Source organism: Paraburkholderia sediminicola, assembly GCF_046027825.1.
GTDB lineage: Bacteria > Pseudomonadota > Gammaproteobacteria > Burkholderiales > Burkholderiaceae > Paraburkholderia > Paraburkholderia sediminicola_D.
This window is the reverse complement of sequence record NZ_JAQQDU010000033.1, coordinates 21148-35557: the sequence shown is the minus strand read 5'-3', so window position 1 is coordinate 35557 and position 14410 is coordinate 21148. Positions and strand designations below refer to the sequence as shown.

Below are 14410 nucleotides of genomic sequence, written 5' to 3'. Positions count from 1 at the left end.
ACGGGACCGTACCGACATCTCTCGCGAACCTGGCCACGCTTTGATTAGGTTATCGCCGGCAGCGGTGGAGCACAGGAGAAGACGCCATGACCCCCACGACAGCGACGGCTCCAACAAATGACCCGGTCAGCCCGCCGGGCGCGCCACCGGCTGGCGGCCTGAGCAGCGCTGAAGCGCGCCTGCGGAGAAGGGCGTCTGGTCCAAACACCATGCCCGATACGTCAGCGCATCCGTGGCGCATGGCGCTCGAAAAATTCTGGGCGCCCGTGCCGTGGATGCTTGAAGCCGCCATCGTGCTGCAGTGTGCACTCGGCAAACTCCTCGAGGCGGGGATCATCGCCGGACTACTCGTGTTCAACGCCGCGCTCGGACTGCTGCAGGAAAGCCGCGCGCAGGCGACGCTCGCGGCACTGAAATCGCGCCTGGCGCTGAGCGCGTCGGTGCTGCGCGACGATAAATGGTCGATCGTCCCGGCCGCGGACCTGGTGCCGGGCGATGTGGTCAAGCTATTCCTGGGCGGTGTCGTGGCGGCCGATATGCGCCTCACCTCGGGCAATGTGCTGCTCGACCATTCGATGCTCACCGGCGAATCGGTACCGATCGAAGCCGGTGCTGGTGCGCAGACATTCGCCGGCGCTTTGGTACGACGCGGCGAGGCGGTGGCAATCGTGACGGCGACGGGCGCGCGTACACGCTTCGGCCACACGGCGGAACTGGTTCGCACCGCTCACGTGGTGAGTTCTCAACAGAGGGCGGTGCTGCTCGTGGTGCGCAATCTTGCGGCCTTCAACGGTGTTGTCATCGCAGTACTGGTTGCCTACACGTTGTTTGTCCACATGCCACTTGCCGACATCGTACCGCTCGTACTAACCGCCGTGCTCGCATCGATCCCGGTTGCGCTACCCGCCACCTTCACGCTGTCGGCTGCGCTCGGCGCTCGTGCATTGGCCTTGCGTGGCGTGCTGTCCACGCGTCTGACCTCGGTCGACGAAGCCGGCACCATGGATGTGCTGTGCGCGGACAAGACGGGTACGCTGACGTGCAACGCGTTGACCGTGACGACTGTGCTGCCGATGCCGGGCTTCGACAAGCCGCACGTGCTGACGCTCGCAGCGCTAGCGAGCGCAGAGGGCGGGCAGGACCCCGTCGATACCGCAATTCGTACTGCCGCTGTGGGCAGTGTCGAAGCGGACGCACCGAAACTCGTCAAGTTCACGGCGTTTGACCCCGCACAGAAGATGTCTGAGGCGAGCGCCACGAATTCGAGCGGTGGCACGCAACGAATCGTGAAAGGTGCCTTCACCGTTGTTGCGGGGCTGGCTCAACCGTCGCCGACCGCGGCAGACTGCGCGAAGGCACTCGAGGGACAGGGTTTTCGGGTAATGGCCGTCGCAGCGGGAGCGCCGGGTGACCTGACGCTGGTGGGGCTGATCGCGCTTAGTGATCCGCCGCGTGCCGATTCGGCGGCGCTCATCACGGAACTGCACGGCCTTGGCGTGCGCGCCGTGATGGTGACGGGCGATGCACCGGCGACCGCTGCCATCGTCGCGCATGCGGTCGGGCTCGACGGCGCGATCTGCCCGCCGGGACCCATCCCGGACGGCGTAAAGCCGGCGGCGTTCGCCGTGTTCGCCGGCGTGCTACCGGAAGACAAATACAAGCTCGTCAAGGCATTCCAGCAGAGCGGTCACATCGTCGGCATGTGCGGCGACGGCGCGAATGACGCGCCAGCGCTGCGCCAGGCGCAGATCGGCATTGCGGTGTCGAGCGCCACCGATGTTGCCAAATCGGCCGCCGGCATGGTGCTAACCGAACCCGGACTCGCCGGGATTGTCGCGGCGGTGAAGGAAGGCCGCGTGACGTTCCAGCGCATCCTGACCTATACGCTCAACTCGATCCTCAAGAAGATCGTGACTGCGCTACTGCTGCTGTTCGGCCTCGTGATGACCGGGCATGCGGTCCTGAATCCGTTACTGATCGTGATCCTGATGATCGCAGGGGACTTTCTCGCGATGTCGCTGACGACGGACAATGTCGATCCTTCGCCGTCTCCGAATGCGTGGAGGATTGGCAACCTGACGATTGCGGGTGTGGTAATCGGCATAGCGTTACTTGCCTTCTGCACGGGCGGGCTGGCGATCGGCAAGTTTGAAATGAATCTGGGTACCGACGCGTTGCGGACCCTGACCTTTGTCATCCTCGTGTTCGGTAGCCAGGCGACGTTGTACGCGATTCGCCAGCGCCGGCATATGTGGGGTGCGCGTCCGAGTCTTTGGCTGGTGCTCTCGTCGGTGACCGATGTCCTGATTGCTTCGATGCTTGCCATCGGCGGGGTCGCGATGACGCCGCTGCCTGTCGTGACGGTTGGGGCTACGCTTGCGGCCGCGGGGGTGTTTGCGGTCGTGCTGAACGTGGTGAAGATTCCAGTATTCGCTCATCTGCGGATTACCTAGATGGGGCCGGTTCCGCACTTGTACGGCACCGTACCGACCTCCATCGGCGTTAGGTGCACCGTGGTTACAGACGCCTTGCGTCTCTCATCCAAAGGCGTTCGAGACACCCTCGCGCAGTATGATTTTCTTTGATCGCTCGCCCGGGCCGCCCCCTCCAGCAAGGCGTGGCCATCATGCCCACAATCCGGCAACACTATTTCTTTCCGCCACGCTTGTGGCGTAGACAGTCGCTGCCATGCCATGGCGCGGCAAGACAGATCACATTGCGTAATTTTGTTTCAAGGGCGCAATCGCCCTTCTCGGCGCGCGCAGAGTTGCATCTCGTGCGCGAATTGAATTGTGACGGGATCGTCCCGGTTTCATGCCTAAACCCGCACGGGAGAAAAGAATGCTAGTCACCGATGTCAATGATTCGATACTTCGGGAACCGAAGATATTTCTTCCGTCTGCGGCGTTTTCGGCGCAGGCGGCGATTTCCGGAATGGATGCGTACCGTGCGCTTGTTGCCGAAGCGGAACGCGATTACGAGGGCTTCTGGCGGCGTCTTGCCAACGAGACGCTGACCTGGAAGAAGGCGTTCACCAAGGTGCTGGACGAGTCGAAGGCGCCGTTCTACACCTGGTTCGAGGACGGCGAACTTAACGCGTCGTATAACTGCCTGGACCGCCATGTCGAGGCGGGCAATGGCGAGCGCGTCGCGGTGATTTTCGAAGCTGACGACGGTGCCGTCACCCATGTCACCTACCAGGATCTGCTGCAACGCGTGTGCCGGTTCGCCAATGCGCTGAAGAAGCGTGGCGTGAAGAAGGGCGATCGCGTGGTGATCTATATGCCGATGTCGGTCGAAGGCGTCGTCGCGATGCAGGCGTGTGCGCGGATCGGCGCCACGCATTCGGTCGTGTTCGGCGGCTTCTCGTCGAAGTCGCTCAATGAAAGACTCGTCAACGTGGGCGCAATAGCGCTTGTCACCTGTGATGAACAGATGCGCGGCGGCAAGGCGTTACCGCTGAAGAATATTGCTGACGAAGCGCTCGCGATGGGCGGCTGCGAGGCCGTCAGGAGCATGATTGTCTACCAGCGCACCGGCGGAAAAGTCGCATGGAACGAAGGCCGCGATCTGTGGATGCATGAGATCACACAGGGCGAATCCGATCAGTGCGCGCCGGAATGGGTCAGCGCGGAGCATCCGCTCTTTATCCTCTATACGTCGGGTTCAACCGGCACGCCCAAGGGCGTGCAGCACAGCACCGGCGGCTTCCTGCTGTGGGCCGCGCAGACCCTGAAGTGGACCTTCGACTGGAAGCCCACGGACGTATTGTGGTGTACCGCGGACATCGGCTGGATTACGGGACACAGCTATATCGCGTACGGTCCAACGGCACTCGGCGCCACCCAGGTCATGTTCGAAGGCGTGCCGACTTATCCGAATGCGGGGCGCTTCTGGGAGATGATCGCGCGCCACAAGGTGACGCTGTTCTATACCGCGCCGACTGCCATCCGCTCGCTGATCAAACTGGCGGAGGCCGACGTCAAGGTGCATCCAGACAGCTTCGATCTGTCGTCGCTGCGCGTTCTCGGCACGGTCGGCGAACCGATCAATCCGGCCGCGTGGATGTGGTACTACGAGCACGTTGGTGGTGGCCGCTGCCCCGTCGTCGATACCTGGTGGCAAACCGAAACCGGTGGCCACATGATTGCACCGATGCCGGGCGCGACGCCACTCGTGCCGGGTTCCTGCACCTTGCCGCTGCCCGGGATCATGGCGGCGGTGGTCGACGAGACGGGCCAGGATGAGCCGGACGGCAAAGGCGGCCTCCTCGTGATCAAGCGCCCCTGGCCGTCGATGCTGCGTACGGTATGGGGCGATCCAGCCCGCTTCGAGAAGGGATATTTCCCGGAAGAACTCGGCGGCAAGCTGTATCTCGCCGGCGACGGCGCGGTGCGCGACAAGGAAACCGGCTACTTCACCATCACGGGGCGGATCGACGATGTGCTGAACGTGTCCGGGCACCGGCTCGGCACGATGGAGATCGAGTCTGCACTGGTGGCCAATCCGCTTGTCGCGGAGGCGGCGGTGGTTGGATGCGCGGACGAAACGACGGGCGAGATCGTCGTTGCCTTTGTGGTCCTGAAGGGCGCACGTCCCGAAGGCGAAGAAGCCGAGAAGATTGCTAACGAACTTAGGGCATGGGTCGGCAAGGAGATTGGGCCGATCGCGAAACCGAAAGTGATCCGCTTTGGCGAGAACCTGCCGAAAACGCGTTCGGGAAAGATCATGCGCCGGTTGCTGCGCTCGCTTGCAGCAGGCGAGGAAATCACGCAGGACGTGTCGACGCTCGAAAATCCGGCCATTCTCGACCAACTCGGTTAATCGACACCGGCATCGCGTGCCGGGTACTTGGAAGCATTGCTCGTCGACCGGCTGTGAAGACCGCGTTGACGGGACCTCAGGAGCAGGCAATGAGCAATACAGCCGTTTTGCCGAAACTATCTAATCCTGCCCCGCTGGGTCTCGCGGGCTTCGCGTTGACTACATGGTTGCTGAGCATGATCAATGCGGGCTGGTTTACGGGCGACGCGATGGGAATCGTCCTGGCTTGCGCTCTTGCCTATGGCGGCACCGCGCAGGCCATCGCCGGGATTATGGAGCTGCCGCGCGGCAATACATTCGGCGCTACCGCGTTTCTGAGCTACGGTGCGTTCTGGTGGTCGTTTGCGCTATTCGTTCTGTTTCTGCATGACAAGGTGCCCGCCGCGTTCGTTGGCTGGTATCTGTTTCTATGGGGCGTATTCACCTTCTATATGTGGTTGGCCACCTTTCGTTCGCCGCGTGCACTTCAGGCTATTTTTCTGGCGCTCTGGATCACTTTCTTTCTGCTGGCGGCGGGGGAATGGACTGGCTCAAGCACTCTGCACGTAGCTGGAGGATATATGGGGCTGGTCACTGCGGTGCTGGCTTTTTACCTGTCGGCGGCCGATCTGATCAACGAGGTCTACGACCGTATCGTCTTGCCCATTGGTGAGCCGCGAAATTTCAGGCGGCACGCGGTCGCTCTGTAACGCACAGCAGGGCGCCCGACGTCATGCCGGCAACCGGTGTGCCGTCAACACATACCCGACCACACATTGGTCCAAGGAGATCAGCATGTTCAGAAAGGTGCTTAGTGCCGAGGAGATCCAGCAGGAGGTTCATAGGCGGGTACTGCTGAAGCCGCCGGCGTCCGGCTATCCATGGGAAGTCTCTTTGCCTTTGCCCAAAGCGCATGCGCCGGATGCCGAAGCGCGGAACTGGGATATTGAAACGGTAGGCCGCGCCGGCTATAGCGCGTATGTACGGCACGTAGTGGATGAGGCGAGGAAAGAATTCCTGCTGTCCGACTCGGCCGAACGCGATGAGATCATCGGCGACTCCTTCGCCCATAGTTAGGACGTTTGCCGATACCGTATAGACACATCGCATTCGACGTGCAACTATGAACGTCTGCGCTGTATGCAGCCACGCCATGAAAAATCACCTGCGTTGCCTCGATCCCGAATCCGCTGGATTGTCCAGAGCATTCACACAATGTCAGACATTCGCCTCTCTGAAGCGGATGGGAGCGCAGACCCGCAGCTTCCTGTACCGGTTCGCGCGCCCCATCAGGCTGCCGTCCACTTCGCCGTCGTAGGTATAGGCGCGTCGGCTGGCGGCCTCGACGCTTGCCGCAAACTTGTCGAAGCGCTGCCTGCTGCGACGGGGATGGCCTATATCCTGGTCCAGCACCTCGACCCGGACCACGAAAGCCTGATGGTGGAACTGATTGCAGACCACACGTCGATGACCGTACTGCAGGCCGCCGATGGGATGCGACTGGAGCACGAACACCTTTACATCATTCCGCCCGGAACTTATCTTGCGGTGCGTAGCGGAACCTTACAGCTTTCAACACCCGAGGCGCCGCACGGCGCGCGTTTTCCGTTCGATTTTCTGCTGCAGTCACTCGCGAAGGAATACGGTCCGCGCGCCGTCTGCGTGGTCCTTTCCGGCACGGGTGCGGATGGGAGTATCGGCCTGCGGGCCGTGAAACAGGCGGGCGGGTTCGTGATCGCACAGGATCCCGACGAGGCCGGCTATGACGGCATGCCGCGCAATGCCATTGCGACAGGGGCGGTTGATCGGGTGCTGCCGGTGGCCGCGATCGCCGGGGCATTGATTCAATACGACGAACACAAGCTATCCGCGCGGTTGCACGAGCATCCGGAGTCACAGGATATTCAACCGGACGCGGTGAGTCATGACGATACCGTCAACCAGATCGTCAAACTGCTGCGCAGCAAGACTGCCTACGACTTCACGCTTTACAAGCCAGGCACGCTGGAGCGGCGCATCGAGCGGCGCATGGGCATGGAAGGTATCGACGCCCGTGACATGGCGCGCTATCTCGACATTCTCGAGAGCGCGCCACAGGAATGCAACCTGCTCGCCAAGGATCTGTTGATCAATGTGACCCGATTCTTTCGGGATCCGAAGGTCTACGATTTTCTCAGCGAAACAATCGTTCCGGATCTGATCTCCGGTCATCCCGCCGACCAGCCGCTGCGCATCTGGACGGCCGGCTGCAGCACGGGAGAGGAAACCTATTCGCTTACCATTCTGTTTCTCGAGCAGATTGCAGCAGCCGGGAGCAAGCTCAAGCTGCAGGTCTTCGCTTCGGATGTCGATCCCGACGCGATAGCGGGGGCCCGTGAAGGTCACTACCCGCAAACGATCGAAGCCGACGTCTCCCAGGCACGTCTAAGCCGGTTCTTTTCAAAGGACGAACACGGCTACCGGGTCTTGCCGGAGCTGCGGACAGCGGTCGTATTTACGGTTCTGGATGTGCTCGCCGATCCGCCGTTCTCGCGTCTCGATCTCGTCTCCTGTCGTAACCTGCTGATCTATTTGCGCGCCGCAGCTCAGGACAAGGTGATCTCGCTGTTTCACTTCGCCCTTCGGGAAGGCGGTGTTCTGCTGCTTGGCAACTCGGAGACCCCGGGTCACGTCGACGGCCGGTTCGAGGTCGTCTCGCGCTCGGCACGCGTCTACCGGCACATCGGCCATGGCCGCCCTGGCGAATTCGGCTTCCTGACGCGTGCTGCGGGTGGGGCGCGAGGCGTCGGCCTGCCTGGAGAAAGGCCCGCCAGCATCGGTCAGTCCGCCGTGGCCGAGCTGTGCAGGCGCCTCGTGCTCGAGCAGCATGCGCCTGCCACAGTCCTGATTAACCGGAACCACGAGTGCGTCTTCCTGCTGGGTCCAACGGACCGCTATCTGAGCGTCGCGCCTGGACAACCGAGTTTCGACCTGCTCGCCATGGCACGTCCGGGCGTGCGCACGAAGCTGCGCACGGCAATCCAGCAGGCAACCCGGGAAAGCCGCCGTATGGTTGCGACAGGAGGAAGGGTAGACGTCGAGGGCAAGTCGATATCGTTTAGCGTTGAGGTTCAGCCCGTGACGAGCGACGGTGAGCAACGGTTGCTGATCTGTTTCGTCGACGAGCCCAGGACCGCACAGCAGCCGGGGCGCACCGGCGAGCCGCAGGACCTGCCGCGCATCGCCGAGCTGGAGCAGGAACTCGACGCCACGCGCGCGGAGTTGCAAGGCGCGATACGCAGCCTCGAAATTTCCAGTGACGAGCAGAAGGCGATCAACGAAGAGGCCTTGTCCGTCAATGAGGAGTTCCAGTCCACCAACGAGGAACTGCTGACCTCGAAGGAAGAGTTGCAGTCGCTTAACGAGGAACTGACTGCGTTGAACGGCCAGCTCCAGGAAACACTTGAGCGGCAGCGGACCACCTCCAACGACTTGCAGAACGTCCTGTACAGCACGAATGTTGCGACGCTTTTTCTCGACCTCCGCCTGAATATCCGCTTTTTTACGCCCGCTACGCGGACACTATTCAAGCTGATTCCCGGCGATATCGGCCGGCCACTCTCCGATCTGAATTCGCTGGCGAGCGACGATGCGCTTCTGACCGATGCCAGGACCGTGTTGCGCAGTCTGGTGCCGATCGAGCGGGAGGTCGAATCCGCGGGCGACGTCTGGTTCACCCGCAGGATCTTGCCCTACCGGACCCAGGACGAGGAGGTCGCGGGGGTGGTGATCACCTTCACGGATATCACCGGGAGCAAGCAGTCCGCAAAGGCGCTCGAGCTGGTCACGCGGCAGGCGGAGCAGGCGAATGCGTCCAAATCCAGGTTTCTTGCCGCAGCGAGCCATGATCTGCGCCAGCCGCTGCAAACGCTGACCCTGCTGCAGGGACTGCTGGAAAAGACGGTGACAAGCGACAAGGCACACGCCCTGCTGGGACGGCTCGACGAAACCCTGGGCGCCATGTCCGGTATGTTGAACACGCTGCTCGACATCAACCAGATCGAGGCGGGTATGGTCCGCGCGGAAATCGTCAGTTTCCGGATCGGCGATCTGCTGGGGCGGCTCGAGCAGGAGTTTGCCTATCCCGCGCATGCACAAGGGCTTGCGCTGCACGTCGTACCCTGCGATCTGACGATATGCAGCGATCCACGTCTGCTCGAGCAGATGATTCGCAACCTGCTCTCGAACGCGCTCAAATACACGATGCACGGCAAGGTACTACTCGGATGCCGCCGTCGCGAAGGTACCCTGAGCATCGAGGTCTGGGATAGCGGCGTGGGTATTCCTGAAGAGGATCTGCAGTCGGTGTTCCAGGAGTACCACCAGCTTGATAACCCCGCGCGCGAACGGAGCCGCGGATTGGGCCTAGGCCTGTCCATTGTCCAACGCCTCGCGGGATTGCTGGAGCACCCGTTACGTGTACGCTCGGAACCTGGAAGAGGGTCGGCATTCGCCATCGAGGTCAAGCTCGCGCCGCCCGGGTCGCCATCCCAACCGGAAGCTCTACCGCCGGCCGCCGACCTGCAGCCGGCTGAAGACTTGCACCGCTCTGGCGTAATCCTGATTGTCGAAGATGATCCGGAGGTGCGCGATGCGATGGAGATGCTGCTCAGGGACGAAGGTCATCACCCGGTGACGGCGCCGGATGGCGTCGCTGCCCTCGAATGGTTGGCGCAAGAGACCGTCCGGCCTGACCTGGTTCTGGCGGACTACAACTTGCCGCGCGGCATGGACGGACTGCAGATGGTCGCAAAGGTACGCGAAAAGCTGCAACGTGAGTTACCGGCCATCATCCTGACAGGCGATCTATCGACTGAGACATTGCGCGTTGTAGCACAGCAGAATTGCGAGCACCTTATCAAACCGGTGAAGTTCGAGGATCTGGCTCAGGTGATCCAGCGCCTGTTGACAACATCGCACGCAGCATCACACACGGCGATGCTCCATCCTGGGGATAGCGCAGACGCCAATGAATCACCGGTGGCTATCTTCGTGGTCGACGATGACAGTCACGTGCGTGGCGCGATTCGCAGTGTGCTTGAGGATGAGGGGATGAGGGTCGAGGACTTCGCCACGTGTGAGGGGTTTCTTAACGCCTGGCGACCTGGGCGCCGTGGCTGCCTCATTCTGGATGCCAATCTGCCTGGGATGAACGGCCTCGAATTGCTGAACACTTTAAGCAAGGCGGGGCACGCGTTGCCCACCATCATGATCACGGGCGCGAGCGATGTGCAGATGGTGGTGCAGGCAGTCAAGGCGGGCGCCTCGGACTTCATCGAGAAACCGATCGGACGAACTGAACTGCTTGAAAGTATCGAGCGTGCGTTTGAGCAATCGCAGGACTCGGGCAAGCTGGCGGCCTGGCGGGAGAGTGCGGCGGATCATATTGCGAGCCTGACGGCGCGTCAGCGGCAGATCATGGAGATGGTGCTCGCAGGCCAGCCGAGCAAAATCATTGCCGCGAACCTGTCCATTAGCCAGCGCACGGTTGAAAACCATCGCGCGTCGATCATGAAGAAGACCGGCTCGAAGTCGCTTCCGGCGTTGGCCCGCCTGGCGCTGGCGGCTTCCTGGACGGATGTCGGCGAGCGGCCCGCGGCGGATGAAATGGCCTAACCGCCTGCCGCGAGATAGACCACGGCGTCCGCGCAGCCTGGACGGAACGATGACTGACCGTCAGCGTACCGGATTTATCCGGTCAGAGGGTTCGGCGTAGACCGAGTTGTGTCTACGCTCACTGAGTAATTTCCGACCCTACCTTGGGCGAACCGATAGGGATACCCTCGACACAGGGAGAGGGTTCCTTCCCGGACCGGTGAGAGCCGCTGAAAATCTCCATTTCATTGGCAAGTGATCCGGGTAAGTCGCGCCCTGGTAGATAAGGATGGCGAATCATGTTGCGAAGCATACAGGATATGTTTGGGTGTAGCGTGACCTGCCCGGACGGTGACATGGGCAAGGTCGATCAGATCTACTTCGACGTCCACAACTGGCATGCACGCTACCTGGTGATCGATACGTCGGCGTGGGGATACGGGCAAAAAATCTGGGCGCCACCCTGTTGTATTCATCAGATCGATTTCGATTCAAGCGTCGTCAAATTGAACCTCGAGCAGCAGAAGATGTTGGGTAGTCCAGCTATCGATACGCTGAAGCCTATTTCCCGGTTTCAGGAAGCCAGGCTCGTCAATTACTACGGATGCAAGCCTTATTGGGAAGAGGCAAACGCGCACGATGCTTTGCAATGTTCCTCGCGGACAACCAGCCCGGCAGAAGTCGTCGAACCCGAGAAGCGCGATCGCATGACGCTTCACACGAACGCCGTGAATATCAAGGTCCACTTGCTGAGCATCAAACAGGCGGGCGGGTACACGATAGAGGCGGTTGACGGCCCGATTGGCCGGATTCGCGACTTTGTGTTCGATGACGAGACATGGCTGATTCGATACCTGACTATCGATACTCGGGAGTGGTGGCAAAGCAAAAGTGAAGTGCTCCTGTCAACTGAATCGGTCGACAGTATCGATTCGGCTGCCTCAACTATTTTTACTACCCTCAGCCGCGAGGCGATCCAGCAACGTCCGGTGTACCTGGACGATGTTCCTCTTCGCCGTATGTATGAGACCCAGTTCCATAAGGCTTAAGACCTGGATTGGGCAATACCGGTGGCGTTGCAGGATGCGATGTCGCGTCAGGCGCAGGCAGAACGAGAAAAGCAGGCCCGCGTGATTCTCGGCTCTGCGGAAGCGCCGATCGCATCGAATTTCGTGGAAGCCGCGAGAGTCTACGAGCAACAGCCTGGGGCACTGCAACTGCGGGCGATGAATATCATCTACGAAACAACCAGGGAACGTGGGGCCACGATTCTGATGCCGACGTCGATGGTGGATAGCCTTAACCCTGCGTTGGCGCTTGCCATTGCGGGGAGTGATGCCGCCGGCACGCCTCTAAGACCGCTTAAGACGGCTGCCTGAAAGACGATACAACACGGCGATCGGAAGGCATGCACGGCTCCCTGAGGAGCCGTACTCGTTCCGCTATTCGCGCGCTAGTCCGGCGCGTACTTGAACTCGGGCAACGCCCTCAGGGATTCTTTGGTCGCATCCGGTAGCCGCATCTGTTTGTCGACGATCTGAACACTGCTGAACGGTACCGCGACCAGATGGGTTCCCATGCCCAGAAATCCACCCACCGAAAGGATAAGGTACGGTGCTGGATCGGCTGGGCCGACGATCAAATCATCGATCGTCCCGATCGCGACCTTGTTGCGGTTGTAGACGGAAGAACCGCTGATCTTCGAGGCGCGATACCCGCTCGCCAGTTGTACCACGTCGACCCGCTTCGCACTGATCGTTTGCGGTGTCCCTTGAGCCCAAAGCGGCCCGCTGGTTATCGCCATAACCAGTAGAACCGCAGACAATGAATAGTTAAATCGTTTCATGGTGACCTCACTCTGTTTGCGATGCGACGCGGTTATGCGTCTCGCTCCTGTCGGATCGAAAGCGTGAGGCTCGATGCCCATCAAGATGAACCCTTTGGTTCCGGGGTACACACTCAATACACGCAACAATCGCACTGCCCGGAATAGACCGATCCAGTCAGCTCAGCTTGGCATCGATTTGCCGCGCGGTCGGTACGGCGACGGACATCGAGACTTTTTTTCGCGCTCATTGAGGCGGGTTTCGCACTTGTACGGCACCGTACCGACCTCCATCGGCGTTAAGTGCGTTCATGCTCACTATGCCGCTCCACTATCTCCGAGCCCTGACGGCTCGCAAGCGCACCGACGATGCGAATCGCCGGCTTGGCCAGGCGCTTGCCTTCGTTGCCGGCGCTGCCAACGCGGGTGGATTCCTGGCGGTCGGACAATACACCTCGCATATGACGGGGATCGTCTCGGCGATGGCCGACAACCTTGCATTCGGTAGCGTCACGCTGGTGGTCGCTGGACTGAGTTCGCTTCTGGCGTTCATGACCGGCGCTGCGACCTCGGCGATGCTGATCAACTGGGGCCGGCGACGGCAGGCGCAGAGCGAATTTGCGATGCCGCTGATGCTCGAAGCGCTGCTTCTGCTGTGCTTCGGCTTACTGGGGGCGAACCTCGAGCAGCACCGATGGCTGTTCGTGCCGGCCACCGTCGATCTGCTGTGTTTCGTCATGGGTCTGCAGAACGCGATAATCACAAAAATTTCGAAGGCGGAGATCCGGACCACCCATGTGACGGGCCTGGTTACCGACATCGGGATCGAACTAGGCAAGCTGTTCTACTGGAACTTCGAAGCGGTGACAGACTGGGAAAATAAGGTCCGGGCGGACCGCGGGCGGCTGCGGCTGCTTGCGTCGCTGCTCGGGATGTTCTTTGCCGGCGGGCTGGCTGGCGCCTTCGGCTTCAAGAAGATTGGCTTCGTCGCCACAGTCCCCCTCGCGGCGATCCTCGTCATACTGGCGGCGGTACCTGTGCTCGATGATCTGATCGGGCAGCGCAGCCGATCCTGAGCGGCCTGTACGCCTGATGCACAACGCTCTGGCTCGTTCGCTAATGCGACATCAGCACCGGCAGCGTCATCGATTTTAGAATTTCCCGCGTCGCGCCCCCCATCACCACCTCCTCCCAACGCGCATGCCCGTAAGCGCCCATCACGATCAAGTTAGCGCTGAGATCAGAGGCGTGACACAGCAGTGCATCGCCGATTGACGCACCGGTCACCTCGTCGATATTGATCACTTCAACCTTGACACCGTGCCGCGCGATCACGGCCGCGATATCGGCTCCGGCAGGGCGGCTATCGGCCGGTTCGTCTTTCCTCCCGTTCACGGTGATGACCGTCGTCCTCTTCGCGTGCTGCATGAACGGCAGTGCGTCGTGAACGGCGCGGGTGGCTTCGCGACTGCCGTCCCACGCGACCATCACTTCGCTACCGAGCGAGGGAAAGGCGCCGACGTAGGGGACCATCAGCACCGGGCGGCCCGTAGACATCAGGAGATTTTCCGGGAAGTGATCGCCGACGTACGCTTCGGGGTCTTGTGGATCGCCCTGACCCGCGATGATCAGGTCCGCGGTGCGGCCACGGCGTGGGACGGCGAGATTCGCGCATCCGTCGGTGGTAACCCAGTCGCCCTCAACCTTCGCACGGCCCAGCTCGGCGTGAAAGAGTCGCTCGATTGCCGCACGTCGCTCGTGGCGTACCTTCTCCTGGGCGCTGTAGTACTCCGCAGAACCTGCCATCACGTCGAACGACCGCGGGTCGGGCGTGAAGACCGAGAACATGCCGGTGAGATGCGCGCCGAACTGCTTTGCCACCCCTAGAGCAAGTTCGAGCCGCGGATGCGCGCGTTCGCTGGTGTCGAGGTGTACGACGATGCTCTTGTAGCTCATAGCGGTAACTCCGGGAAAATTGCGAATGTGCGTGCGGGTCTTGTCCCTGATGGACTCCATATGAATGTTCGTGTAGGCGCGATCCACTCCAGGATATCCATCAATGTTCATGACGTTACACCTAGCGTATGCGGATGCGGTACGACAGCGTACAAATGACGTGTCCGGTTTCGACGTTGTCTTCGCTATCGG

The 14410-nt window shown here is 61.1% G+C and carries 9 protein-coding genes and 1 pseudogene; 8 read left to right on the top strand and 2 right to left on the bottom strand.

Going from position 1 to position 14410, the window contains the following annotated elements:
• Positions 1-86 precede the first annotated feature (86 nt).
• The 7 genes and pseudogenes from PQQ96_RS19180 to PQQ96_RS19150 form a co-directional block, all read left to right on the top strand.
• The gene (locus PQQ96_RS19180; protein ID WP_408294992.1) at positions 87-2453 is read left to right on the top strand and encodes an HAD-IC family P-type ATPase; all 2367 of its coding nucleotides are present in this window, start codon (positions 87-89) and stop codon (positions 2451-2453) included.
• A 388-nt stretch (positions 2454-2841) separates the two neighbouring features.
• Positions 2842-4824: an acetate--CoA ligase gene (acs, locus tag PQQ96_RS19175; protein ID WP_408294989.1), complete on the top strand. Its 1983-nt coding sequence runs from the start codon at positions 2842-2844 to the stop codon at positions 4822-4824.
• Positions 4825-4913: 89 nt separating this feature from the next.
• A complete protein-coding gene (locus tag PQQ96_RS19170; RefSeq protein ID WP_408295147.1) occupies positions 4914-5513 on the top strand; it encodes an acetate uptake transporter in 600 nt (199 codons plus the stop codon).
• 85 nt (positions 5514-5598) lie between these two features.
• Entirely contained in the window at positions 5599-5880 is a 282-nt protein-coding gene (locus tag PQQ96_RS19165; protein WP_408294987.1) for a hypothetical protein, read from the top strand.
• 138 nt (positions 5881-6018) lie between these two features.
• Entirely contained in the window at positions 6019-10458 is a 4440-nt protein-coding gene (locus PQQ96_RS19160) for a chemotaxis protein CheB (protein WP_408294984.1), read from the top strand.
• 335 nt (positions 10459-10793) lie between these two features.
• Positions 10794-11486, top strand: a complete 693-nt coding sequence (locus PQQ96_RS19155; protein WP_408294981.1) for a PRC-barrel domain containing protein — start codon at positions 10794-10796, stop codon at positions 11484-11486.
• A 6-nt stretch (positions 11487-11492) separates the two neighbouring features.
• Positions 11493-11816, top strand: a pseudogene (locus tag PQQ96_RS19150) (SPFH domain-containing protein); the annotation flags it as partial.
• A 74-nt stretch (positions 11817-11890) separates the two neighbouring features.
• On the opposite strand, the gene PQQ96_RS19145 reads toward PQQ96_RS19150, so the two are convergent.
• A complete protein-coding gene (locus PQQ96_RS19145) occupies positions 11891-12283 on the bottom strand; it encodes a PRC-barrel domain-containing protein (RefSeq protein ID WP_408294978.1) in 393 nt (130 codons plus the stop codon).
• Positions 12284-12582: 299 nt separating this feature from the next.
• Here PQQ96_RS19145 and PQQ96_RS19140 point away from each other — a divergent pair, with 299 nt between their 5' ends.
• A complete protein-coding gene (locus PQQ96_RS19140) occupies positions 12583-13338 on the top strand; it encodes a YoaK family protein (protein WP_408295144.1) in 756 nt (251 codons plus the stop codon).
• 40 nt (positions 13339-13378) lie between these two features.
• Here the strand turns inward: PQQ96_RS19140 and PQQ96_RS19135 are convergent, their stop codons facing one another.
• The gene (locus PQQ96_RS19135) at positions 13379-14218 is read right to left on the bottom strand and encodes a universal stress protein (protein ID WP_408294975.1); all 840 of its coding nucleotides are present in this window, start codon (positions 14216-14218) and stop codon (positions 13379-13381) included.
• Positions 14219-14410 lie beyond the last annotated feature (192 nt).